A 22,092-nucleotide genomic window follows, 5' to 3' on the forward strand; every position below is an offset into this window, starting at 1 on the left:
GGGGGAACTCAAGCGCAACTGGAGCGGGACGGCAAGCGCAATCAGCATTATCCGAAGAAATTCCCGGGCGAGTTTCGCGCGAGTGTGGCTTTCACACCTGCTTTCCACGAACCTGCCGCGCGATCGCCTTCTGCGCATCGAACTCGGCGCGCCGCCGCGCCAGCTCGTCCGGCGCGAGCATGGCCGGATTGCTGTAGTCGCGCTTCCAGCCGTGATCGTCGCTCCAGTGCAAAGGCGATTGCACGGTCGTGCGTGCGGCTGGTGAACTCTCGAGGACACGCAAAGCCAACTCGAGCGTGAAGGCCTGTGAGGCCGCGTCGTGCGGCTTGCCGGCGGAATTGCCCAGCGGAAAATCCGAGAACAGGAAGCGCGGCGCGGCGGCGTGCTCGACGATGTCCTTGGCGCAGCCCATGACGACGGTCGCGACGCCGTTCGCTTCGAGATGCCGTGCCACCAGGCTCACGGTCTGGTGGCACACCGGACAGTTCGGCACCAGCACGACGGCGTCGATCTCGTCGGCGCGGCAGCGCGCGAGAATCTCTGGCGCATCGGTCTCGATCGTGACGCGGTGGCTGCGATTGGTCGGCGCGCCGAAGAAGCGCGGTCCGACCGCGCCGATGCGGCCTTCACCTGCCAGCCTTAGGAGCTGTGGTAGCGGAAACCAGGTGCCGGAATCCTCGGCCGAGGTGTGCGCGCGATCATAGGCGATGTGGGAAATGCGCAGGTCGTGCTGCGCCGACGTGTCGCCGTCATAGACGGAGTAGAACTTGGCGCCGCCATTATAGGGCGCGCCGGGGCCTTGATCGCCTTTGGCGGGATCGAAAGGCGCGGCCGTGGTGACGATGGTGACGCGCGACTGCGCGAGCGGCTTGCGCAAGGGATGGAACGGCGCCGACGTGTAGTGAGCCCAGCGATAGGGCGTGTCATAGCCGATCGCGAGATAGTAGTCGCGCGTGCGCGCCATGTAGGACAATGGCGCATCGCTTTCGGGCGCGAAGCCGAGTCTGTCGTCGGTCGGTGCGGTCATCCGTCGCGCTCCCTGCGGCACTCGAGGAGTGCTAGCCGGCTCGTTCGCTGTGTCAAGGCGCCGCGCGGTGGAACCCCGCATGGTCTTGGGCTTTGTCTCTCGGCAGAATTCCAACCATTGCACCGCGCTCACGATGCTTTCCATGATTTCGGTTGCTCGCATTGCCTGTCTCGGCCTTGCCTTGATGCTGACCATGCCCTTGTCCGGCGTGGCGGCGGAGCAGGCCTCCGACCGTGACGCTGCCGCGCCGGCTGATCCGAAGGACGGCGCCCGGCAGGATTCGCCGCAGGAGGCTGCCAAGCCGGCAGACGCTGCGGCAGAGAGCTCGGAGAACAAGTCCGAGGAGCCCAAGGAGAGCGGTACGCGCGAGGCAATCTGCCTGATGATCGAATCCGCAGCCAAGGCGAATGATCTGCCGCTCGAATTCTTCGCTCGCGTGATCTGGCAGGAGAGCCGCTTCCAGAGCGATGCAGTCGGGCCGGTCACGCGCAACGGCCAGCGCGCGCAGGGAATCGCGCAGTTCATGCCGGGCACGGCGAACGAGCGCCAGTTGCTCGATCCGTTCGATCCGGTTCAGGCGCTGCCGAAGTCGGCGCAGTTCCTGGCCGAGCTGCGCGACCAGTTCGGCAATCTCGGGCTCGCGGCGGCGGCCTACAATGCGGGGCCGCGCCGGGTGCAGGACTGGCTCGCCGGCAAGGGGCAGATGCCCTGGGAGACCCGCAACTACGTCTCGGCCATCACGGGAGCCACGATCGATGAGTGGGCGGCCGCCGGTAACGGCGGCAAGACGCCGCCAAGCCCGCCGCCGACCTCGTGTCGTCAGCTGATGGCGATGTTGAAGCGCGCGCCGAATCCGTTCGTCACGGAGCTCGAGCAGCATGTGGCGCTGTCGGCCGCGAAACCATGGGGCGTCCAACTGGCTGCAGGCTTCGACCGCAACAAGGCGCTCGCGATGTATTCGCGGGCGATCAAGGGGCTTGGCCCGGTCATCGGCGACCGCGACCCGAGCCTGCTGTCGTCGGTGATGCGCTCGCGCGGCAACCGCGCCTTCTATCAGGTGCGGATCGGCGCCGAGACGCGGGCCGAGGCCGACGCTCTCTGCAGTCGGATCCGCGAGGCCGGTGGTGCCTGCTTCGTGCTGCGCAATCGCTCCGGATAGAGCTGCCGCAGCGCGGCGTGTGGGGGATGGCTGCGCCGGACGCAGACCCGCGCGCGCCTGATGGCGGTTGACGCGAGCGGCTTTCGCCAGCCTTATCGCGGTTCGTTCCGCTGGGCCGCCCGTGACACTTCCTCCGCTCGATTCGCCGCAATGGCATGGTTCACTGCGCGCCTTCGGCTGGGGGCTGCGCGCGACGTCAGCGACCATCCTGTCACTGGTGCTGTTCGTCACCTTCATCGGCATCGGCGCGCTCGCCCACGATACCCGTTTCAGCATGCTCTGGGCGATCCTGAGCACGGTGCTGGTTTGGGCCGGTCCAGCGCAGATCATCCTGGTCTCCACGCTCGGCTCCGGCCAGACCATTCTGCAATCGGCGATCGCGGTCACGATGAGCGCGATCCGGCTGTTTCCGATGGTGGTGGCGGTGCTGCCGCTGATCCGCTCGCCGCAGACCAAGCGGCGGCACCTGGTGCTGATCGCGCATTTCACCGCCGTGACCCTGTGGGTCGAATGCTATCGCTTCCTGCCGCATGTGCCGCGCGAGCGCCGTATCGCCTTCGTGCATGGGCTCGGCACCGGCCTGATGGGGATCGCGCTGATCGCGACCATCATCGGGTATCTTCTCGCCGCCAATCTGTCGCAGACCTTCGGCGCCGCGGTGCTCTTGCTGACGCCGCTGGCCTTCCTGTTCTCGACCCTGCGCAACGCCAGGGAGCTTGCCGACGTGCTCGCGCTCGGTCTCGGCCTCGTGCTGTATCCTCTGGCCGCCCAGCTCGACAGCGGCGTCGACATCCTGGTCAGCGGCGTCGTCGCCGGAACGCTCGCGTTCGGCGCGCACAAATGGCGCGAGCGGCGGGGGCTGGCATGAGCGACTTCATCGGCGATTGGCATGCGCTCGTGGTGCTGCTGGTGGCGGGCGTGATCCCCAACCAGATATGGCGCCTGCTCGGACTTTGGTTCGGCAGCGGGCTCGACGAGGGCTCGGACCTGCTGATGTGGGTCAAGGCGGTCGCGACCGCCATCTTGGCGGGGGTCATCGCCCAGATCCTGGTGCAGCCGCCGGGCGCGCTCGCCAGCGTGCCGTGGGGGCTGCGCTACGGTGCCGTCGCTGCCGGCCTTGCAGCCTTCATGGCGAGCCGCCGCTCGATCTTTGCCGGTGTCGTCTGCGGCGAAGCCGCGATGCTGGCCGGCAAATGGTGGCTCGGCTGAGTTGCGCGATCTTGCGCGACCGCAATTGCGGTGAGCCGAGGTTCGGATAGATTGCCGGGAAGACCCAAGGACTCCGCAATGACCACTGATTCCGATCTCCGTCCGGGAGAAGTCGCCGTCGACGCGCCACAGCCGCGCGACGCCACGCTGTATTTCATCGGCCGCATCCGCACGCCCTGGACCTCGCGGCTCGAGACGCCGCGGCAGGGCAGCTTCGAGGGGCCGGTGTGCCGGCTCGAGATCTTCGAGCCCTGGGTGCCGGCGCTGCAGGGCATCGACGCCTTCAGCCACCTCCAGGTGCTGTACTGGCTCAACCGGGCGCGCCGTGATCTCGTCAAGCAGAGCCCGCGCCATCATGACGGCGAAACCCGGGGCACCTTCGCGCTGCGCTCGCCGGTGCGTCCCAATCCGATCGGCGTGTCGACCGTCCGCTTCGTCGCGTTGGAAGGCAACACCGTGCTGGTGCGCGGTCTCGACTGCCTCGACGAGACGCCGCTGATCGACCTGAAGCCGGATCATTGCGCGTTCACGCCGGCGGCGGCGGGTGAGGATGACAAATAGGACCGACGGATCCGGATGTCGAAGGTGAACAAGCGGCCGCAGAAGACGGTGACGGCTCTGGATGCGATCACGGCGGACCTCGTCGCCGTGCTGGTGGCGGTGACCGACGGACACCCGAAGATCATGACGATCGAGCATGCTGCGGCGCTGCCGAGCGGACCGTTTCAGTTCGCGCACCGCTCATTGCAGATGGGGCTGCGCGCCTGGGTCGAGGCGCAGACCGGTCATCCGCTCGGCTATGTCGAGCAGCTCTACACCTTCGCCGACCGCGGTCGCGGCGGCGATCCCGACGCGCCGCACCGCATCTCCATCAGCTATCTCGGCCTGACCCGCGAGGAAGAGGGGCGTGAGGGCGCGGATGCGCAATGGTCGTCGTGGTACGACTACTTCCCGTGGGAGGATCATCGCGACGGACCGCCGACGATCCTGGCCAAGATCATCGCGCCGAAGCTGAAGGCCTGGGCGCGAGCCGCCGACCAGCCGGCGCTGCAAAAGACGAGATGGCAGCGCGCCGCAATCACCTTCGGTCTCGATGGCCGCGAGTGGAACGAGGAGCTGACGCTGCAGCGCTATGAGCTGCTGTATGAGGCGGCGATGATCCCCGAGAGCGTGCGCGAGAAGGGGGCCAGCCAGCCGATGCTGCCCGGGCGCGCCATGATCGGTGATCACCGTCGGATTCTCGCCACCGGCATTGCCCGCCTGCGCGCCAAGATCAAATACCGGCCGGTCGTGTTCGAGTTGATGCCGGAAGAATTTACACTGCTGCAATTGCAGCGCAGCGTCGAGGCTCTCGCCGGCCGGCTCGTGCACAAGCAGAACTTCCGCCGCCTCATCGAGCAGCAGGAACTGGTTGAAGAGACAGGCGCAATTGCTGCCGACACGATTGGCCGGCCGGCCAAGCTGTTCCGCTTCCGGCAGGGCGTTCTGGCCGAGCGGGCGGTGGTCGGAACCAAGCTGCCGCTCTCGCGATCTTGATCTCCCGCTCTTGACACAGCTTATGCTCAGGATAAGTATAAGCCATCTTATGCTCACGGAGAGTATAAATGGTCGATCTTGTCCTGCCCGCCGTCGCGCCGAATGCATCGCTTGCTGAGCGTCTGAGCCGGGTGATCCCGCCGCCGGAATGGGCTGTCTTCGAGGACGATGTCGAAGCCATTCTGGCGCTGAAGCGCCGGCGCAATGCCGTGGTGCTGGCGCACAACTATCAGACGCCCGAAATCTATCACGGCGTCGCCGACATCGTCGGCGACAGCCTCCTGCTGGCGCGCGAAGCGACCAAGGTCGATGCCGAGGTGATCGTGCTCGCCGGCGTCCACTTCATGGCCGAGACCGCCAAGCTGCTCAATCCCGACAAGACCGTGTTGATCCCCGACGTAGAGGCGGGCTGCTCATTGGCGGAGTCGATCACCGCCGACGACGTGCGGCTGATGCGCGCGCGCCACCCGGGCGTGCCCGTGGTCGCCTATGTCAACACGTCGGTGGCGGTGAAGGCCGAGTCCGACGTCTGCTGCACCTCCGGCAACGCGCGCGCGGTGGTCGAGTCGCTCGGTGTCGATCACGTCATCATGCTGCCGGATGAATATCTCGCGCGGAACGTCGCCGCACAGACGAAGGTGAGGATCACGGCCTGGAAAGGGCATTGCGAGGTGCATGAGCGCTTCAGCGCCGAGGACGTCCGCACGCTGCGCGACAACCATCCTGGTGTCACCGTGCTCGCGCATCCGGAGTGTCCGCCCGAGGTCGTGGCGGAGGCGGACTTCGCCGGCTCCACCGCGGCGATGTCGGACTTCGTCGGAGCAAGAAGGCCGGCCCGCGTGGTGCTGCTGACGGAATGTTCGATGAGCGACAATGTCGCCGTGCTCCATCCCGACATCGAGTTCATCCGCCCCTGCAATCTGTGCCCGCACATGAAGCGGATCACCCTGAAGAACATCCGCCATGCGCTCGAGACCAACACGCACGAGGTCACGATCGATCCCGCGATGGCCGAGCGCGCGCGGCGCGCAGTGGAAAGGATGCTGGCATCATGAGCATCGATGTTTCGAAGTTGATCGGCCGTCCCGTGATCATCGGCGGCGGTGCCGCAGGTCTGATGACGGCGCTGGCGCTTGCGCCCGAGCCGGTCGTGCTGTTGTCGAAGTCGCCGCTCGGCGCGGAGGCGTCGAGCATGTGGGCGCAGGGTGGCCTCGCCGCGGCGGTTGGCGATGACGATGATCCGGGGCTGCATCTGAAGGACACGCTCGCCGCCGGAGCCGGATTGTGCGACGAGCCCGCCTCGCGCCGCATCATCGATGCGGCGCCGGCCGCGGTCGAGCGCCTCGCGCAGCTTGGCGTTGCGTTCGACCGAGGTGCGGATGGACGTTGGCGTCTGGGCCTGGAGGCCGCACACAGCCGCAACCGGATCGTGCATGCGACGGGCGACGGCACGGGACGCGAGATCATGCGCGCGCTGATCGCGGCTGTCAGGCGTTGTGCTTCGGTGACCTTGCTCGAAGGCGTCGAGGCGCGCCGGCTGATCGTCAATGACAACGCGATCCAGGGCGTGGCTGCGGCGCGCGGCGATGAGGCTCTGATCCTCGCCACGACACGCGTCGTGATCGCAACCGGCGGCATCGGCGGCCTGTTCCTCGACAGCACCAATCCGGCCGGTTGTTTCGGCCAGGGCCTCGCGCTGGCGGCGCGGGCCGGGGCCGTGCTGTCCGATCTCGAATTCGTGCAGTTTCACCCCACCGCGTTCGACGGACCGTCGCGGCCGCTGCCGCTGCTCACCGAGGCGATCCGCGGCGACGGCGCCGTCCTGATCGACGACACCGGTACGCGCTTCATGGCCGACGAGCCCGGCGCTGAGCTGGCGCCGCGCGACGTGGTGGCGCGGGCGGTATGGCGCCGCCGTGCGCAAGGCCACCGCGTGTTCCTCGATGCGCGCAACAAGCCGGGCAAGGATTTCGCCGCGCGCTATCCCGTGATCAGCGCGTTCTGCCGCATGGCGGGCATCGACCCCGCGCGCGATCCGATCCCGGTGCGGCCGGCCGTGCACTATCATATGGGCGGCATCGCTGTTGACACGATGGGACGCAGCACGGTCGAGGGATTGTGGGCCTGTGGCGAGGCCAGCCGCACCGGCCTGCACGGCGCCAACAGGCTCGCCAGCAACTCGCTGATGGAAGCGATCGTCTGCGCGCAATGGGTGGCCGAAAGCGTGGCCGGGGCGCCGCAGCGTGCGGGCAAGCCGTGCGCGGTGGCTGCCATTCCGCCGGGGTCCGATCCGTCGGCCGCACGGCCGCTGCTGTCGCATGCGCTGGGCGTGATGCGCGAGCATCGCACGATCGCGGCTGCCGTCAGCGGCCTGCTTCCACTGGCAGAGCAGGCCGGGTCCATGGCTGACCCGGCGGTGGTCGGCCTGATGCTCGCGGTCGCGGCCCATGCGCGGGAGGAGAGCCGCGGCGCGCATTTCCGCAGCGATCGTCCGGGCACGCTGCCCGTCGCGCAGCCATCCAGCCTCACTCTGCCCGAGGCGATCGCGGTTGCCCGCGACATTGTCGAGGCCGAGCAGACGCCGTTCAGGAGCGCAGTGCCATGACTCTCAATCCTCTCTCGCCCTTGCTCTACGAGCCGCTGGTGCGCATGGCGCTGCTCGAGGATCTCGGCCGCGCCGGCGACATCACCACCGATGCCATCGTCCCCGCCGAGCAGCGCGCCTCGCTGAAGCTGCGGGCGCGCCAGCACGGGGTGATCGCAGGCCTCGATGTGGCGCGCTGCGCCTTCCAGACCGTCTCGCCGGACGTGCGCATGGAGATCGTGCGACCGGACGGCAGCGTCGTGACGCCGGGAGACGCGATCGCGACCATCAGCGGCCCGGCACGGGCGCTCCTGACCGGCGAGCGCGTGGCGCTCAACTTCCTCTGCCGCTTGAGCGGGGTCGCCAGCGCGACGGCGTCCCTGGTATCAGCGGTGAAGGGGACGAAGGCGCAGATCGTCTGCACCCGCAAGACCACGCCGGGCCTGCGCGCGCTGGAGAAATATGCGGTGCGCGCGGGGGGCGGCGGCAATCACCGGTTCGGGCTCGATGACGCCGTCCTGATCAAGGACAACCACATCGCCATCGCCGGCGGCATCAAGGCTGCCATCACGCGCGCAAAGGCCCATGCCGGCCATCTCGTCAAGATCGAGGTCGAGGTCGACACTCTGGCTCAGCTCGAGCAGGCGCTGACGCTGGGCGTCGATGCGGTGCTGCTCGACAACATGACGCCGGCGGAGCTCGAAACCGCGGTCGGCATGATCAGCGGCAAGGCCATCTCCGAAGCCTCGGGCCGGATCACCGTGGAGACCGCGCCCGCGATCGCCGCGGCCGGCGTCGACCTGATCTCGGTCGGCTGGATCACGCATTCGTCGGCCGCGCTCGACATCGGGCTCGACGAGGCCTGATCAGCCCTTCAGCGCCGCAATCAGCTTGGCGGCGTTCTCCTCCAGCACCTTCGGATCTTCCTTGCGGCTCGCCGGCGGCAGCAGGGAATCGCCGTTGCGGCGAGGCATGATGTGGACGTGCAGGTGGAACACCATCTGGCCGCCGGCATGCTCGTTGAACTGCTGCACCGTGATGCCGTCGGCGGCGAACGCGGTCTTGGCGGCGCGGGCGATGGTGCGCACGGCACGGCCGACGTGGAGATAGTCCTCCTCGGTGATGTCGAGGATGTTGCGTGCGGCGGCCTTCGGGATCACCAGGGTGTGGCCGGGCACGCGCGGCATGATGTCGAGGAACGCCAGCACGTGGTCGTTCTCATAGACCTTGGTGCAGGGGAGTTCGCCGCGCAGGATCTTCGCGAACGGATTGTTGGGATCGTAGGCGGTCATGGGCAGTCCCTTAAGCGGTTCCTCTTGGTGCGCCTTACTCTCACCGGCGCGTGTCGCCGGTCAAGACGGCTCGTCCATGCCTTTCCGGAACGGGGCGGATTCGGCGAGCTCGCGGCCGGCTTCCTCGACATAGGCGCGCTCGCGCTTGAGATAGTCGTCAATGGCCCGGCGCAGGCCGCGGTCGGCGATGTAGTGCGCGGAGTAGGTGGTCTGCGGCAGGTAGCCGCGCGCGATCTTGTGCTCGCCCTGAGCGCCAGCTTCGACGACTTGGAGCTTGTGCTGGATCGCAAAGTCGATCGCCTGGTAGTAGCAGACCTCGAAATGCAGGAACGGGTGGTGCTCGATGGCGCCCCAGTTGCGCCCGAACAGCGTGTCCGAGCCGATGAAGTTGATCGCGCCGGCGATCCAGCGGCTCTCGCGCTTGGCCATGACCAGCAGCACGTCGTCGGCCATGCTCTCGCCGATCAGCGAGAAGAACTTGCGGTTGAGATACGGCCGGCCCCACTTGCGTGAGCCGGTCTCCATGTAGAATTCGAAGAATGCGTCCCAGGCGTCCTCGGTGATGTCCTTGCCGGTCAGCCAATGGATGGTGATGCCGGCGGCCAATGCGTCGCGCCGCTCGCGCTTGATCGCCTTGCGGTGGCGCGAATTCATCGTCGCCAGGAAATCGTCGAAGGTGGAAAAACCCTGATTGTGCCAGTGGAACTGCTGGTCGGTGCGTTGCAGGAAGCCCTGCGCGGCGAGCAGCTGCCATTCGGCCTGCCGGGCGAAGGTGACGTGGACCGAGGACGCCTCGCTGATCCCGCACAGCGCCTTCAGTCCCTGGGCGAGGGCATTGCCGATCATGTCCCGGTCCTGGTCGGCGCGGATCAGCAGCCGCGGCCCTGTGGCCGGCGTGAACGGCACCGAGACCTGCAGCTTCGGATAGTAGCGCCCGCCGGCCCGCTCATACGCATCGGCCCAGCCGCGGTCGAAGACATATTCGCCCTGCGAGTGGGACTTGAGGTAGCACGGCACGACGCCGAGGACCTCGTCACCCATCTTCGCCACCAGATGGCGCGGCGCCCAGCCGGTGCGCAGGGTGGCCGAGCCGGAGGCTTCGAGCGCCGAGAAAAACGCGTGTGAGATGAACGGATTGTAGCCGCGCCCGCAGGCGGAAGATGAGCCGGGACTGACGCGGCCCTCGGGATTGGCACAGGCGTCCCATGCTGCGGCCGGGACCTCGTTGATCCCGGGAACGGCTTCGAGCGTGATCTCAGGCGATGCCATCGAATCCTTGTCAAACGGGCCGGCACGGCACGCCCCGGCCGGGACGCCCCAGATGCCACGCCCTGAAGATCGTGCATCGCAGCAGCGAGTTCAAGGCCGGCGTCACGTCTCCGGCGTAAACCCCTCGAAGATCATCTGATCCGCATAGCGGGCTGCGGCGGCGCGCTGCTCGGGGGTGCGGACGGTCCAAGTCAGCAGCGGGCAGCCGAACACGTTGCGCGCGATCCAGGGGGCAGGCGCAGGCAGCTGCTCGACCCAATAGGCGACGAAATGCGGCTGGCTGCTGAAGCCATGCTTGAGATGCAGCATGCTGTCGCGCTGCGCCTGGGTCAGCTTGGCCCAGTAGCCGTCCTCGTAGCTGCGCTGCGCGACGATGCCGCGCGTCAGCGTCGGCATGGTCTCGCGCAAGGCGCGGACCTGGTCCGGATCGAACGACATCCCGACCACCGGGCCGGAGTAGGACGCCAGCACCTCGGCCATGCGCCGGACCAGCCGGCGATCGCCCTGGAACGTGCTCTTGACCTCGATGACCAGCGGCACGCGCCCGGCGATCAGGTTGCAGAGGTCGCCGAGCGTCATCATCTGCTCGTCGGTCTGCTTGAACTTGATCGCTTTCAGCTCTGCCGCGGTCTTCTCGATCAGCGGGCCGGTGCCCTCGGTGAGGCGGCCGAGATCATAGTCGTGATGCACCATGGCCTCGCCATCGGCCGACAGCTGGATGTCGCATTCGATGGCGAAGTTGCCGGCCACGGCGCCGCGTGCGGCGGCCGGCATGTTCTCGATGATGCCGCGATCAGCATCGTGCAGGCCGCGATGGGCGACGGGGCGGGCCGTCAGCCAGTCAGGTGCGCGCATTCGCCCCGTCCGTTTTGCTGGCGCATGATCTCGTCGGAAAACCGCCGCGCACTATTCCGGATCATGCGCTCTCTCTCACTCAACCTCGAACACACCTTCGACTTCCACCGCCGCGTCCGACGGCAGCGCCGACACGCCGACGGTGGTGCGGGCGTGCCGGCCCTTGTCGCCGAACGCTGCGACCATCAGGTCGGAGGCGCCGTTGAGCACCTTGGGCCCGTCGAGGAAATCGGGCGCCGAATTGACGAAGCCGCCGAGCCGGACCACGCGCACGACCTTGTCGAGATCGCCGACCGCCGCCTTGACCTGGGCGAGCAGGTTGATCCCGCAGCCCTCCGCGGCCGCATAGCCGTCCTCGATCGACACGCCGCCGCCGAGCTTGCCGGAGGCGATCATCTTGCCGTCGGCGCCGAGGCAGACCTGGCCCGACACGAACAGCAGGTTGCCGGTGCGCACGAACGGGACGTAATTGGCCACCGGCGCCTTTGGTGCCGGCAGTGTGATGCCCTGTGCCGCCAGATTCTGTTCAACCGTACCCGCCATCTCGAATCCCCGTTCTGTCGCCTGAAAGCCGGTCCCGTGCCGGACCGAGGCCCTGTTTGGCGCAGTTGCCAGTGACATGCAAGCAGCCAGCACCGACGCGATTCCGGCGCTTTAAGCGCACGTTTCCGTGAGACAGCCGCAGTTGCGACGCAATGCAGCGATCTCTAATGTGACGGTTCAGCGATACGTCCTCCGAGGAAAACTCATGGCTCATTCGTTCCGACTGTCGATGGGAGCGCTCGCCGTCGCGGCGATCACGTTCGGTCCGGCGCAGGCCGGGGCGGCGGTGCCGTTCCTGCCGCATCAGGCGCTCTATGACCTGAGCCTGGTCAAGTCGCGCGGCTCGAGCCCCGTCAACAGCGCGCGCGGTCGCATCCTCTACAATTTCTCTGGCAACGCCTGCAACGGCTACACTTCGGAATTCCGCCAGGTCTCGGAGCTCGATCTCGGTGAGGGCAAGGTGACCCTGAGCGACCTGCGCTCCACCGCGTGGGAGGACGGCGCCGGCAAGAGCTACCGCTTCAAGATCGACTCGCGCATGAACGAGCAGGCCTCCAGCCCGGTCGACGGTATCGCCGAGCGCACCGGCGATCACATCACCGTCAAGCTCAAGCAGCCCGAGGCGAAGACCTTCACGCTCGACGGCTCGACCGTGTTTCCGACCGAGCAGATTCATCGCATCATCGCCGCCGCGCGCGAGGGCAAGTCGCTGCTCGAGCTGACGGTCTATGACGGCTCGGACAATGGCGAGAAGGTCTACAACACGCTGACCGTGATCGGTGCGCCCGTGCCGGCCGACAAGGCGGCCGCCAAGCCCGACGCCTCGACCGACAATGACGAGATGAAGAAGATGACGCGCTGGCCGGTGACGGTCAGCTATTATGACCGCGACGCCAAGCGGGCCGAGGGCGAGCAGACGCCAGTCTACGCGATGTCGTTCGAGCTCTACGAGAACGGCGTCTCGCGCGCGCTCGTGCTCGACTACAATGATTTCGTCATCGCCGGCGCGCTGGGCAAGTTCGACGTCAAGGACGTGAAGGACGGCAAGCCTTGCAGCAATTGACCGGGGCATCATTCCGTCTGCTCCGGGCCGTCATAGGCGATGCCGCGGATGACCGCGGCCTGACCGAACTTCTTGCGTAGCGCATCGATCGCGCGCTCGGCCGAGGCCGAGCGGCGGTCGAGCATGTCGGTGTCGGAGGCCTCCGAGCCCGGGCGCAGCGCGCTGACGCCTGCGCCCATCAGCCGGAACGCCGTGCCGTCGGTCTCGCGCGCCAGCATCTCCTTGCAGATTGCGAAGATCTTGCCGGCGAGCTGCGTCGGCGCCGCGATCGATTGCGAGCGCGTTCGTTGGCGGAAGTCCGCGGTTTTAAGCTTCAGCGTTATGGTCGACCCGGCGAGCTGGCTCGCCTTCAGCCGTGCCGACACCTTCTCCGACAGCCGCCACAGGGTCTTTTCCAGGGTCGCGTAGTCGCGGATGTCGGTGTCGAAGGTGGTCTCGCTGGAGATCGTCTTGGCGCCGCGATCGGCCACGACCTTGCGGTCGTCGATGCCGCGCGCCAGCCGCCACAGCCTGCGGCCGTCACCGCCGAACTGCTTCATCAGCTCGATCTCGTCGGCACGCTGCAGGTCGGCGATGGTGCGGAAGCCCTGGTTCGCCAGCCGCTGCTGCGTGGCGGGGCCGACGCCGAAGATGAAGCCGACGGGCTTGTCGGCCAGCATCGCCGGCGCCTCGTCCTGGCCGAGCGCGGCGAAGCCGCGGGGCTTGTCGAGATCGGAGGCGATCTTGGCGAGGAACTTGTTGCAGGACAGCCCGACCGAGACGGTGATCCCGATGCGCTGCTCGATCTCGCGGGCGAAGCGCGCCAGCACCTTTGCCGGGATCATGCCGTGGACGCGCTCGGTCCCGGACAGGTCCAGGAACGCCTCGTCGATCGACAGCGGCTCGACCAGCGGCGTCAGCGCCTGCATGGCCTGCCGGACCTCGCGGCCGACGCGGACATATTTCGCCATGTCCGGGGGAATCACGACCGCTGCGGGACACAGCTCCAGTGCCTTGAACATCGGCATCGCCGAGCGCACGCCATAGGTGCGGGCGATGTAGCAGGCGGCCGACACCACGCCGCGCTTGCCGCCGCCGATGATGACGGGCCGGTCGGCGACCTCGGGATTGTCGCGCTTCTCGACGGTCGCATAGAACGCGTCGCAGTCGATATGGGCCAGCGTCAGCGCGGGCAGGGCGCGATGGCGGACGAGGCGCGGCGAGCCGCAGACCGTACAGCGGCGCGCGCCATCATCGAGGTCCGTCAGGCAGTCGCGGCAGAAGCAGGCCGGCCCGGCGACCGCGCGCGACCCGCTCGCTGGCGCTGACTTGGTCACGGCACGTCGCGCTCCCACTGCCGGTCGCCCAATACCTGCCGTGCTGCCATGATATTGGTCGGATGTAACTTGGAGTGGGCGGCAAAAGCCTTTACCGTCTCGTCGTCGCGCAGCACGAAATCGAGCACGCTGACCAAGAAATTGGGGTCGGCGGCCGAGGATCGCAGCGTCTCCGGCCCAATCCCGGTCTCGGCCAGGAAGCGGCCCAGCCGCTCCGGTTCGCCGGCCAGGAAGCCGAGGGCCTGAACTGCAACGATTTCAGCGACTTCGCGCGGATTTCGAACGGGCTTTTTCAACGGCGGATTTGCCTTTCCGTTAACTTGTCGGCTCTACTTTGCGCCATCATGCCCGAGTCTTCGGAATGGGTTCAAGCAAGTGGAAACCATCTCGGGGAAAGATCGAATACCGACTTAACGGCTTAGAACGAATCTGGGGCTAGTTTGAATTAGATGAGTAGCGGTGGACAGGCGTCCGCCAGAGGACATGCCGGTGTCAGTGATTCGGAGGGGCGGATGGGCAAGACCGTCCTGATCGTGGAAGACAATGAGCTCAACATGAAGCTCTTCCGCGATCTGTTGGAAGCCCACGGGTACCAGACGTCCGGTACGTCCAGCGGCGTGGAGGCGCTCGACATCGTGCGCCGGACCCGCCCCGATCTGATCCTGATGGACATCCAGCTGCCGCAGGTCTCGGGCCTGGAAGTGACGAAATGGATCAAGGACGATCCGGATTTGCGTGCCATCCCGGTGGTGGCAGTGACGGCCTTTGCCATGAAGGGCGACGAGGAGCGCATCCGCGAGGGTGGCTGCGAAGCCTATCTTTCCAAGCCGATCTCGGTCGGAAAATTCATTGAAACGGTACGCCGCTTTATCGGCTAAGGAGTTTCTGCAGTGTCCGCGCGTATCCTCGTCGTCGACGACGTCCCGGCCAACGTCAAGCTGCTGGAGGCGCGGCTGTCGGCCGAATATTTCGACGTGCTGACCGCCGCGAACGGCGCCGAGGCGCTGCAGATCTGCCAGCGCGCCGAATGCGACATCATCCTGCTCGACGTCATGATGCCGGACATGGACGGCTTCGAGGTCTGCCGCCGGCTGAAGTCGAATCCGGCCACGCATTTCATTCCGGTTGTCATGGTGACGGCGCTCGACAGCCCGTCCGACCGCGTGCGCGGCCTGGAGGCCGGTGCCGACGACTTCCTGACCAAGCCCGTCTCCGACGTCGTGCTGATCGCGCGCGTGCGCTCGCTGACGCGGCTGAAGATGATGACGGACGAGCTGCGCATGCGCGCGCTGACCTCGCTCGAGATCGGCGTGCAGGCGCCCGAGCGCAACGCGGTTGCCGACGCCGGCAAGGGCGGGCGGGTGCTGCTGGTCGACGACCGGCCGTCGTCCTACGAGCGGCTCGGGCCGATGCTGGCGACCGAGCATGCCATCGACGTCGAGACCAATCCCGCCGAGGCCGTGTTCAACGCCGCCGAAGGCAATTACGACCTCGTCATCGTCTCGCTCGACCTGAACGATTACGACGGCCTGCGGCTGTGCAGCCAGCTGCGCTCGCTGGAACGCACCCGGCAGGTGCCGATCCTCGCGATTGCGGAAGCCGAGAACAATTCGCGGCTGCTGCGCGGCCTGGAGATCGGCGTCAACGATTATCTGCTGCGTCCCGTCGACAAGAACGAGCTGCTGGCGCGCGCCCGCACCCAGATCCGCAAGCGCCGCTACACCGACCATCTGCGCGACAACGTCCAGAACTCGATCGAGATGGCGATCACCGACGCGCTGACGGGCCTGCACAATCGCCGCTACATGGAGACGCATCTTTCGACGCTCGCCGACCAGGCCGCGAGCCGTGGCAAGCCGCTGGCGCTGATGATGCTCGACATCGACTACTTCAAGTCGATCAACGACAATTACGGCCATGATGCCGGCGATGACGTGCTGCGCGAGTTCGCCATGCGCGTGCGCAAGTCGATCCGCGGCATCGATCTCGCCTGCCGCTATGGCGGCGAGGAGTTCGTCATCGTGATGCCCGAAACCGACCTGCACGTCGCCGGCATGGTCGCCGAGCGCTTGCGGCGCTCGGTCGCCAACGAGCCGTTCTCGGTGCACAAGGGCGAGAAGCGCATCGAGGTCACGACCTCGATCGGGCTGTCGACCCTGGAGCAGAAGGGCGAGCCGATCGCCGACGTCATGAAGCGCGCCGACAATGCGCTCTACCGCGCCAAGAACGAGGGCCGCAACCGCGCGGTGGCGATCGCCCCCGTGCATCAGCCGGCGCCGTTCCTGCCGCAAGCCGCCGGCCGCGGCCGCTAGAGGGGCAGGGCGGCGGTCCCGTGTGACCGCCGCTGAGCATCCGTTGCTGGCGAATAGCGTCATCTTTCTCCACATCGTCATTCCGGGGCGCGCGGAGCGCGAGCCCGGAATCCATAACCACGATCGGGAGTATGGATTCCGGGCTCGCCCTACGGGCGCCCCGGAATGACGGCGAGTGCGGAGCCGATTGTTTCCACACATCACTCTTCATCCTCGCCGCGCCTCCGCGCCCGAGTTGTGCCATTCAAAGCCCTCTTCGAGAACAGAGGGCGCAGGGAAGGCCGGGTGCTGGTCGCACCCATGGTCCGCGTGCAGAAAGAAAGCACGCGGCAGAACCACAGGTACGAGCCGGACATCCGGCCCTCCCTGCGCGATGGCTTTACGGCTTACTCCGCGCTCTCCCCGGGGACCGGCGTTCTTGCCCCCGTCGCGAGCGCGCTTCGTCGCAGCGCCCGCTTGGCCTCAGCATCGGGAGGCCAGGACCACACGGCTTCACCGTGCGCATCAGGATGTTCGTCGGCGCGGACAAGCCACGCTGCAACCCGACACGCCCACCGCAGCCCACCTCACGCTCGTGACGATCGCGATGCGCCCCTCTTGGCGAGGTGGGATGTGCAGGGGGATAGCATGAATTCTGGAAAAGCGAAAGTAAAAAATTGCGATCTGGATAGCCGGCGAGAGCGATCTCGTTGAAAGCGTTCGAAAAGTTAGTCTTCGGCGCAGGACCGTCTCGGTGGCGCTCGATGGGGAGATCGCTTCCTCATCTCAATGCTTCAGGATGGACCCCTGATGATCAGGCCGACGCTGATCGGCCCTACGAACTTCAGGCGTCTCATGTTAGCTTGGTTGCGGCGTTGCTCTCTTGTTAGGGAAAAGGCATGAAGCCGCTTCGCATGGGTGTTTTGGCCGGCGTGCTGATGTTGTGTGGAGTCTTGGTCCTCGAAGCGCTCGGTGTGCAGACCAACCTTTTGGTTTTCATGGTCTTGGGAGGCGTTTCGGGCTCGCTGGCTGACATCTTGGATCGGTTCATGGCGGGGCGCGGTACGTAGCGCTGGTCAGCGCGCAAGGCCGGATGGTTGTGGACTCATTCCGACGTATCTCGGACGAGAGAGCGTCTGATGTTTGTGGAGTGTGCCCGATGTGGACATTTCAGCTGGTAGTCCGCACTCCGTAGGGCGGATCAGCGCGCCGCTTCACGTTCGCCGCAAATCGGCAGATTGAGCTGACGCCAATCCGCCCGCCGTGCTCGCGCGGTCGATCTACAACAACTCGCCGCCAGGATGTGGGGCGCCCAAATATCCCTTGATGTTGCGTGCGTGCCATGATACCTTATGTGACATGAGCAAATCGGTCCGCATCGTCAACTTCTATCACATGACCCGCTTCGGCTGGGCCGTGGAAGGAGTCGCGCGCTAGGAATTGGACGTTGCGATCGTTTCACCAGGCCCCGCCGGCATCGGACGGGGCCTTTTGTTTGGCCACGCTCCCTGCCGGCATAACAGCAGGAGCAGAGGATGCCACCCCATCAGACCAACGCGACGATCGACGCTGCGCACGTGTCGGCGCTCAACGTCGATCTCTCGATCGCGTCAATCACCGACGCGATCGACAGCGTGCAGCCATCGATGCAGTCCGAAGCGTCGATCGCAGCGTTGCGAGACGTGTCGCCAGAAAAGGACGCGGCCGGTCCGCCGGCAACGCCGACCTGGCCGATCATCCGCTTGATCGGCTGGTGCTGGCGCGCGATCCAAGAATGGCAACGCCGCGAGAGCGTGCGGGACTGCCTGCATGACCTGAGCGAACGCGAGCTCACAGATATCGGCATCACGCGCGCCGAGATCGAGCACATCGCCGCGCTGCGGACGCTCGACAGGTTGAGGGATGATCCATATCCGGGCGGCGTCTCGCGTCGGGGAATGTAGTTGGTCGTTGAAAGTGGCGACGCAGGGATAACCGACCAACAGCGCGAGATGGTCGCCGCGACGTCATTGCGAGCGTCAGCGAAGCAATCCAGGGTCCCGCACACGACTCTGGATTGCTTCGCTGCGCTCGCAACGACGGAGGTGAGATCGCGCTTATCTATGGACACTATCCTGCCGGAGACGTCGTCTGCGGGAGTTCGGCAGAACACAAGCCTCGCATAGGTGCTCATCTGCGAGCGCAGGAACTACATGCCTTGATCTGGCGCAATCATCGTGGTACCGACAAACCATGATCAACGTCGTGCGCAACTCCAACCGCAAACATGCGGCCCGCCGCAGCTGGGCCGTGGGAGGAGTCGTGCGCTAGGATTTCGACGACACGATCATTCCACCAGGCCCCGCCGGCATCGGACGGGGCCTTTTGTTTGGCCACGCTCCCTGCCGGCATCACGCAGCAGGAGCGACCGATGCCACCTCAGACCCATCTCACAGACGAGATCGCGCGCAATGCCGCCACGCGCGATCGCCCCCTCTCATTGGTGAAGAACGCGGTGCACCAGGCGCCAGCCGCGCCGCGACCCAACGCATCCGTCACGGTGCTGCGTGACGCGTTGTCGGAAAAGAATGCGGCCGGGCCGCCGGGCATCTCGGCTCCGGGGCTGTTCGGCCTGCTCGCGGGCTATTGGCTGGTGTTTCAGGAAGGCCGTCGGCTCAGGCGGATGAGAGTCCAGCTATGCGACCTGAGCGAGGCGCAACTGGTGGATATCGGCCTGACGCAAGGCGATCTCGACCATATCGCAGCCCACCGCGCGCTCGAGCGCCTGAGATTCGACATAGCGAACACCATGATGTCCCGCGGCGTGATGTAGCTGCGAACAGGCCAGTGCGAACAAATGTCTCGGCAGGGCGGATCAGCGTGTGATCGGCCCTGGCGATGTCGTGCGCGCGATCTGTTGCAACCGCGTCATTGCGAGCACAGCGAAGCAAGCCAGGGCTCAGCAAGGACTCTGGATTGCTTCGCTGTGCGCGCAATGGCAGAGGATGGTGCGCGGTGGGGTGATGTTCACCCTCGGCCGCTTTTCGCGCTATCATCGTCGTCAACGTTGATGGAAATGGAACGACGAATGGCAAAACATATCGGCATCGTCGGCTGCTCCGCCGAGGGCGCGGCGCTCTGCTATCGCACGATCTGCAAGGAGGGCGCCGACCTGCTCGGGCCGCATGGCCATCCCGAGGTGTCGATGCACACGCCGTCGCTCGCCGACTACGTGGCCTGCCTCGATCGCGGCGATCTCGCTGGAGTCGCCGAGCTGATGCTGACCTCGGCGCGCAAGCTCGCCGCGGCCGGCGCGGATTTCCTGATCTGCCCGGACAACACCATCCACCAGGCCCTGCCGCTGGTGCTGCCGCGCTCTCCGCTGCCGTGGCTGCACATCGCCGACGTGGTCGCGACGGAAGCGGTCAGGAGAGGCTACAGGCGTATCGGCATCACCGGCACCAAATGGCTCGTCGACAGCAATGTCTATCCGGATAGCTTGACCGCACACGGGCTGGCGTTCGCGCGTCCGGAAGAAGCCGATCGCGTCGAAGCCAACCGCATCATCATGGATGAGCTGGTCTACGGGCGGTTCGAGCCGCCCTCCGTCGCCGCGTTTCAGGCGATCATCACGCGGCTGAAGGAGGAAGGTTGCGACGCCGTCGCGCTCGGCTGCACCGAGATTCCGCTGATCATCGACGATGCCAACTCGCCTCTGCCGACGTTGGATTCGACGCGTCTGCTCGCGCGTGCTGCGCTGGCGCGGGCCACGTCCTGCGCCGGCTGAGAATTGCGGCAAGGCGCTGACCGTTCAGAGCGGGATGTGCAGGCAGCATTGGCTGCGACGCTCGCCATCCGGCCTTCGGACGCGCAGTTCCGTCGGAACCCCCTTGGGTGGGAAACGTTTTGTTTCAGCCCAAGGAGGAGCGCCCAATGAAGAAGCTGATGTTCGCGGTTGCCGTGTCGCTGTCCGTTCTGCCGTCGTTCGCCATGGCTCAGGGCCATATGGGGACGCCGCAGGAGCAGAAGGCGTGCGCGCCCGACGCCAAGCGTTTCTGCCGCGCTCAGCTCGGCGACGACTTCGGGGTCCAGAACTGTCTGACGCAGAACCGGGCCAAGCTGAGCAAGCGCTGCTCGGCGGTGTTCCTGAGCCACGGGATGTAAGCCGGCGCGCAGCGTCGCGACGTCGCAGGGCGGACGGCCAACGCCGATCCACCCTTCTTTGTAGTCAGGCCGCACGGACCCTGCGCAAGAATTTCTCCAGCTCATCCTTGAGGTGATCGCTCTCGCGCGACAGCGAGTGCGCGGATGACAGCACCTGCGCGGAGGCGGTGCCGGTGGCGCTGGCGCCCTTGCTGACGTCGCCGATGTTGCCGACGACGCGCGCGGTGCCGCCGGCGACCTCCTGCACGTTGCGCGAGATCTGCCCCGTCGCGGCGCCTTGCTGCTCGACGGCGGCGGCGATGCCGGCGGCGATCTCCGAGATCTGCTGGATGGTGCCGCCGATCTGCTTGATCGAGGCGACCGAGGACTGCGTCGCGCTCTGAATGCCTTCGATCTGCTGGCCGATCTCCTCGGTGGCCTTGGCGGTCTGCGACGCCAGCGCCTTGACCTCGGAGGCCACCACCGCGAAACCGCGGCCGGCGTCGCCGGCGCGCGCCGCCTCGATGGTCGCGTTCAGCGCCAGCAGGTTGGTCTGGGCGGCGATCGAGGTGATCAGCTTGAGCACGTCGCCGATGCGCTCGGCGGTGCGCGACAGCTCGCTGATGCCGACATCGGTCTGCTCGATCTGGCGAACGGCCTCCTTGGCAATGGTGGTCGATTCCCTGACCTGCCGCCCGATCTCATGGACCGAGGAGGTCATCTCCTCGGCGGCCGAGGCGACCGACTGCACGTTGGTCGAGACTTGGCCCGAGGCCGAGGCCGCGCTGGCCGACAGGTGCTGGGTCTGCTCGGCGGTCTTGGTCAGCGTGTTGGCCGAGACCTCGAGCGTGCGCGCGTCCGCATGGACCTTGTTGATGATCTGGCCGACGGTGGCTTCGAACTCGTCGGCCATGCGTTGCATGGCGACGTGCTGCTCGGTCTTGGCCGCATCGAGATAGACCGAGATGGCGAGATCCATGTCGATCATTGCCGCCTTGGTGATCGCAGCCTGCAGCGCGCCCTTCTTCTCGCGCGCCGCCTGGCCGCCGAACCAGCCGTCCGCGATCTCCGTCTCGATCGCCTTCTGCAGCCCGGTCACGATCAGCGAATAGCCGGCGATGTACCAGCGCGGCTCCAACCCCATCCGGTTGTGCGCCTGGCCGATCCTCGTCACGGACTTCACATAGGCATCGTCGAACTTCGCGGTCGCCAGCGACATCCAATGGTCGAGCTGGGCCTTCGAGGCGTGCCGCATCGCGGCCTGGCTGGAGAACATCTTGGCGAGATGCGGGACCTTGCCGACATGGGCGTAGAACTGCTCCAGCAGGCCGGGCAGCACCTTGCCGATCAGCGGCCGCAGCTCTCGCAGCGCCTCTCGGGTCGCATTGTCGATGCCGATGAAATCGAGACGGGACTGCAAAGTCTGAAGATCGGTCATCGCTGGTCTGCCGGTAAAATAAGGAGGGAGACGCTGGGGGGGCGCCGCTACCCCAAATCGCATGGGTTTGGTTGATGGCTCCTTAAGTCGGGAACCAGATTCAGCCGCAGCCAAATGGACCGATCAGAAGCGGACGGCCCGTGCCGCAGCAGTGGGAGCATCGCGCGCAATAAAAAACGGGGCCGAAACGGCCCCGTTGAAGTCGCAGCAGACCGCGATCTTACTTGATCTTGGCTTCGCGGAATTCGACGTGCTTGCGCGCGACCGGGTCATACTTCTTCTTGACCATCTTGTCGGTCATGGTGCGCGAGTTCTTCTTGGCAACGTAATAGAAGCCGGTGTCGGCGGTCGACACGAGCTTGACCTTGATGGTGACCGCTTTGGCCAT

25 protein-coding genes are annotated in these 22,092 nt (G+C 66.2%); 16 read left to right on the plus strand and 9 right to left on the minus strand.

Annotated features, from left to right (window positions below):
- Nucleotides 1–91 precede the first annotated feature (91 nt).
- Nucleotides 92–1,027 carry a glycine reductase gene (locus ACQR0W_RS25440; RefSeq protein WP_316171445.1) on the minus strand — a complete coding sequence of 312 codons (936 nt, stop codon included), beginning with the start codon at nt 1,025–1,027 and terminating at the stop codon, nt 92–94.
- Nucleotides 1,028–1,160: 133 nt separating this feature from the next.
- On the opposite strand from ACQR0W_RS25440, the gene ACQR0W_RS25445 reads away from it, so the two are divergent.
- From ACQR0W_RS25445 to nadC, 8 genes are all read left to right on the plus strand, one after another.
- Nucleotides 1,161–2,186 carry a lytic transglycosylase domain-containing protein gene (locus tag ACQR0W_RS25445; protein WP_316171444.1) on the plus strand — a complete coding sequence of 342 codons (1,026 nt, stop codon included), beginning with the start codon at nt 1,161–1,163 and terminating at the stop codon, nt 2,184–2,186.
- A gap of 121 nt (nt 2,187–2,307) precedes the next feature.
- Nucleotides 2,308–3,054, plus strand: a complete 747-nt coding sequence (locus ACQR0W_RS25450) for an AzlC family ABC transporter permease (protein WP_315827269.1) — start codon at nt 2,308–2,310, stop codon at nt 3,052–3,054.
- Entirely contained in the window at nt 3,051–3,395 is a 345-nt protein-coding gene (locus ACQR0W_RS25455; RefSeq protein WP_316171443.1) for an AzlD domain-containing protein, read from the plus strand. The genes ACQR0W_RS25450 and ACQR0W_RS25455 overlap by 4 nt, the downstream gene beginning before the upstream one ends.
- 78 nt (nt 3,396–3,473) lie before the next feature.
- On the plus strand, nt 3,474–3,956 hold the full coding sequence (tsaA, locus tag ACQR0W_RS25460) for a tRNA (N6-threonylcarbamoyladenosine(37)-N6)-methyltransferase TrmO (RefSeq protein ID WP_316171442.1): 483 nt from the start codon (nt 3,474–3,476) through the stop codon (nt 3,954–3,956).
- A 15-nt stretch (nt 3,957–3,971) separates the two neighbouring features.
- On the plus strand, nt 3,972–4,931 hold the full coding sequence (locus tag ACQR0W_RS25465) for an NUDIX hydrolase (protein ID WP_316171441.1): 960 nt from the start codon (nt 3,972–3,974) through the stop codon (nt 4,929–4,931).
- Between the two features lie 68 nt (nt 4,932–4,999).
- Entirely contained in the window at nt 5,000–5,986 is a 987-nt protein-coding gene (gene nadA, locus ACQR0W_RS25470) for a quinolinate synthase NadA (protein ID WP_315827266.1), read from the plus strand.
- Nucleotides 5,983–7,536, plus strand: coding sequence for an L-aspartate oxidase (locus tag ACQR0W_RS25475; protein WP_316171440.1), 1,554 nt, complete (start codon nt 5,983–5,985; stop codon nt 7,534–7,536). Before nadA ends, ACQR0W_RS25475 begins: the two co-directional genes overlap by 4 nt.
- Nucleotides 7,533–8,381 carry a carboxylating nicotinate-nucleotide diphosphorylase gene (gene nadC / locus ACQR0W_RS25480; protein ID WP_315718388.1) on the plus strand — a complete coding sequence of 283 codons (849 nt, stop codon included), beginning with the start codon at nt 7,533–7,535 and terminating at the stop codon, nt 8,379–8,381. The genes ACQR0W_RS25475 and nadC overlap by 4 nt, the downstream gene beginning before the upstream one ends.
- Here nadC and ACQR0W_RS25485 read toward each other — a convergent pair whose 3' ends face one another.
- From ACQR0W_RS25485 to ACQR0W_RS25500, 4 genes are all read right to left on the minus strand, one after another.
- The gene (locus ACQR0W_RS25485) at nt 8,382–8,807 is read right to left on the minus strand and encodes an HIT family protein (protein ID WP_316187313.1); all 426 of its coding nucleotides are present in this window, start codon (nt 8,805–8,807) and stop codon (nt 8,382–8,384) included.
- A 60-nt stretch (nt 8,808–8,867) separates the two neighbouring features.
- Nucleotides 8,868–10,076 carry a GNAT family N-acetyltransferase gene (locus ACQR0W_RS25490; protein WP_316187312.1) on the minus strand — a complete coding sequence of 403 codons (1,209 nt, stop codon included), beginning with the start codon at nt 10,074–10,076 and terminating at the stop codon, nt 8,868–8,870.
- A gap of 102 nt (nt 10,077–10,178) precedes the next feature.
- Entirely contained in the window at nt 10,179–10,931 is a 753-nt protein-coding gene (locus ACQR0W_RS25495) for a glycerophosphodiester phosphodiesterase (protein ID WP_315827262.1), read from the minus strand.
- A 75-nt stretch (nt 10,932–11,006) separates the two neighbouring features.
- Entirely contained in the window at nt 11,007–11,474 is a 468-nt protein-coding gene (locus ACQR0W_RS25500; RefSeq protein WP_315827261.1) for a RidA family protein, read from the minus strand.
- Nucleotides 11,475–11,679: 205 nt separating this feature from the next.
- Here ACQR0W_RS25500 and ACQR0W_RS25505 point away from each other — a divergent pair, with 205 nt between their 5' ends.
- A complete protein-coding gene (locus ACQR0W_RS25505) occupies nt 11,680–12,537 on the plus strand; it encodes a cell envelope integrity EipB family protein (protein ID WP_315718393.1) in 858 nt (285 codons plus the stop codon).
- Between the two features lie 8 nt (nt 12,538–12,545).
- On the opposite strand, the gene ACQR0W_RS25510 is transcribed toward ACQR0W_RS25505, so the two are convergent.
- Nucleotides 12,546–13,853, minus strand: coding sequence for a DNA polymerase IV (locus tag ACQR0W_RS25510; protein ID WP_315827260.1), 1,308 nt, complete (start codon nt 13,851–13,853; stop codon nt 12,546–12,548).
- Nucleotides 13,850–14,149, minus strand: a complete 300-nt coding sequence (locus tag ACQR0W_RS25515; protein ID WP_315718395.1) for a DUF3572 domain-containing protein — start codon at nt 14,147–14,149, stop codon at nt 13,850–13,852. The genes ACQR0W_RS25510 and ACQR0W_RS25515 overlap by 4 nt, the downstream gene beginning before the upstream one ends.
- Before the next feature lie 216 nt (nt 14,150–14,365).
- Between ACQR0W_RS25515 and ACQR0W_RS25520 the strand changes: the two genes are divergently transcribed.
- The 7 genes from ACQR0W_RS25520 (at nt 14,366) to ACQR0W_RS25550 (ending at nt 20,287) form a co-directional block, all read left to right on the plus strand.
- The gene (locus ACQR0W_RS25520; protein ID WP_008964019.1) at nt 14,366–14,731 is read left to right on the plus strand and encodes a response regulator; all 366 of its coding nucleotides are present in this window, start codon (nt 14,366–14,368) and stop codon (nt 14,729–14,731) included.
- A gap of 12 nt (nt 14,732–14,743) precedes the next feature.
- A complete protein-coding gene (locus ACQR0W_RS25525; RefSeq protein WP_315718396.1) occupies nt 14,744–16,165 on the plus strand; it encodes a PleD family two-component system response regulator in 1,422 nt (473 codons plus the stop codon).
- 878 nt (nt 16,166–17,043) lie between these two features.
- On the plus strand, nt 17,044–17,214 hold the full coding sequence (locus tag ACQR0W_RS25530; protein WP_315740306.1) for a hypothetical protein: 171 nt from the start codon (nt 17,044–17,046) through the stop codon (nt 17,212–17,214).
- 507 nt (nt 17,215–17,721) lie between these two features.
- Nucleotides 17,722–18,087, plus strand: a complete 366-nt coding sequence (locus ACQR0W_RS25535) for a DUF1127 domain-containing protein (RefSeq protein WP_316187311.1) — start codon at nt 17,722–17,724, stop codon at nt 18,085–18,087.
- 467 nt (nt 18,088–18,554) lie between these two features.
- Entirely contained in the window at nt 18,555–18,956 is a 402-nt protein-coding gene (locus tag ACQR0W_RS25540) for a DUF1127 domain-containing protein (protein WP_315827259.1), read from the plus strand.
- A 255-nt stretch (nt 18,957–19,211) separates the two neighbouring features.
- Nucleotides 19,212–19,910 carry an aspartate/glutamate racemase family protein gene (locus ACQR0W_RS25545; RefSeq protein WP_316187310.1) on the plus strand — a complete coding sequence of 233 codons (699 nt, stop codon included), beginning with the start codon at nt 19,212–19,214 and terminating at the stop codon, nt 19,908–19,910.
- 146 nt (nt 19,911–20,056) lie between these two features.
- Nucleotides 20,057–20,287 (plus strand): hypothetical protein, encoded by a 231-nt coding sequence (locus ACQR0W_RS25550; protein WP_315827257.1) that lies wholly within the window; start codon nt 20,057–20,059, stop codon nt 20,285–20,287.
- Between the two features lie 64 nt (nt 20,288–20,351).
- Here the strand turns inward: ACQR0W_RS25550 and ACQR0W_RS25555 are convergent, their stop codons facing one another.
- Entirely contained in the window at nt 20,352–21,704 is a 1,353-nt protein-coding gene (locus tag ACQR0W_RS25555; protein ID WP_316185722.1) for a globin-coupled sensor protein, read from the minus strand.
- A 220-nt stretch (nt 21,705–21,924) separates the two neighbouring features.
- Complete coding sequence (gene rpmG, locus ACQR0W_RS25560) at nt 21,925–22,092, minus strand: 50S ribosomal protein L33 (protein ID WP_015666342.1); 168 nt, start codon at nt 22,090–22,092, stop codon at nt 21,925–21,927.

The sequence above is a fragment of the Bradyrhizobium sp. HKCCYLRH1034 genome (assembly GCF_051168375.1).
Lineage (GTDB): Bacteria > Pseudomonadota > Alphaproteobacteria > Rhizobiales > Xanthobacteraceae > Bradyrhizobium.

What these genes read in the sequence shown, in the direction of transcription:
- ACQR0W_RS25520 (WP_008964019.1), top strand. Translation starts at nt 14,366, where the DNA reads ATGGGCAAGACCGTCCTGATCGTGGAAGACAATGAGCTCAACATGAAG.
- ACQR0W_RS25490 (WP_316187312.1), bottom strand. Translation starts at nt 10,076, where the DNA reads ATGGCATCGCCTGAGATCACGCTCGAAGCCGTTCCCGGGATCAACGAG.
- ACQR0W_RS25440 (WP_316171445.1), bottom strand. Translation starts at nt 1,027, where the DNA reads ATGACCGCACCGACCGACGACAGACTCGGCTTCGCGCCCGAAAGCGAT.
- ACQR0W_RS25500 (WP_315827261.1), bottom strand. Translation starts at nt 11,474, where the DNA reads ATGGCGGGTACGGTTGAACAGAATCTGGCGGCACAGGGCATCACACTG.
- ACQR0W_RS25445 (WP_316171444.1), top strand. Translation starts at nt 1,161, where the DNA reads ATGCTTTCCATGATTTCGGTTGCTCGCATTGCCTGTCTCGGCCTTGCC.
- ACQR0W_RS25545 (WP_316187310.1), top strand. Translation starts at nt 19,212, where the DNA reads ATGGCAAAACATATCGGCATCGTCGGCTGCTCCGCCGAGGGCGCGGCG.
- nadA (WP_315827266.1), top strand. Translation starts at nt 5,000, where the DNA reads ATGGTCGATCTTGTCCTGCCCGCCGTCGCGCCGAATGCATCGCTTGCT.
- ACQR0W_RS25550 (WP_315827257.1), top strand. Translation starts at nt 20,057, where the DNA reads ATGAAGAAGCTGATGTTCGCGGTTGCCGTGTCGCTGTCCGTTCTGCCG.
- ACQR0W_RS25505 (WP_315718393.1), top strand. Translation starts at nt 11,680, where the DNA reads ATGGCTCATTCGTTCCGACTGTCGATGGGAGCGCTCGCCGTCGCGGCG.
- ACQR0W_RS25465 (WP_316171441.1), top strand. Translation starts at nt 3,972, where the DNA reads ATGTCGAAGGTGAACAAGCGGCCGCAGAAGACGGTGACGGCTCTGGAT.
- tsaA (WP_316171442.1), top strand. Translation starts at nt 3,474, where the DNA reads ATGACCACTGATTCCGATCTCCGTCCGGGAGAAGTCGCCGTCGACGCG.
- ACQR0W_RS25540 (WP_315827259.1), top strand. Translation starts at nt 18,555, where the DNA reads ATGCCACCTCAGACCCATCTCACAGACGAGATCGCGCGCAATGCCGCC.
- ACQR0W_RS25485 (WP_316187313.1), bottom strand. Translation starts at nt 8,807, where the DNA reads ATGACCGCCTACGATCCCAACAATCCGTTCGCGAAGATCCTGCGCGGC.
- ACQR0W_RS25475 (WP_316171440.1), top strand. Translation starts at nt 5,983, where the DNA reads ATGAGCATCGATGTTTCGAAGTTGATCGGCCGTCCCGTGATCATCGGC.
- nadC (WP_315718388.1), top strand. Translation starts at nt 7,533, where the DNA reads ATGACTCTCAATCCTCTCTCGCCCTTGCTCTACGAGCCGCTGGTGCGC.
- rpmG (WP_015666342.1), bottom strand. Translation starts at nt 22,092, where the DNA reads ATGGCCAAAGCGGTCACCATCAAGGTCAAGCTCGTGTCGACCGCCGAC.
- ACQR0W_RS25530 (WP_315740306.1), top strand. Translation starts at nt 17,044, where the DNA reads ATGAAGCCGCTTCGCATGGGTGTTTTGGCCGGCGTGCTGATGTTGTGT.
- ACQR0W_RS25495 (WP_315827262.1), bottom strand. Translation starts at nt 10,931, where the DNA reads ATGCGCGCACCTGACTGGCTGACGGCCCGCCCCGTCGCCCATCGCGGC.
- ACQR0W_RS25555 (WP_316185722.1), bottom strand. Translation starts at nt 21,704, where the DNA reads ATGACCGATCTTCAGACTTTGCAGTCCCGTCTCGATTTCATCGGCATC.
- ACQR0W_RS25455 (WP_316171443.1), top strand. Translation starts at nt 3,051, where the DNA reads ATGAGCGACTTCATCGGCGATTGGCATGCGCTCGTGGTGCTGCTGGTG.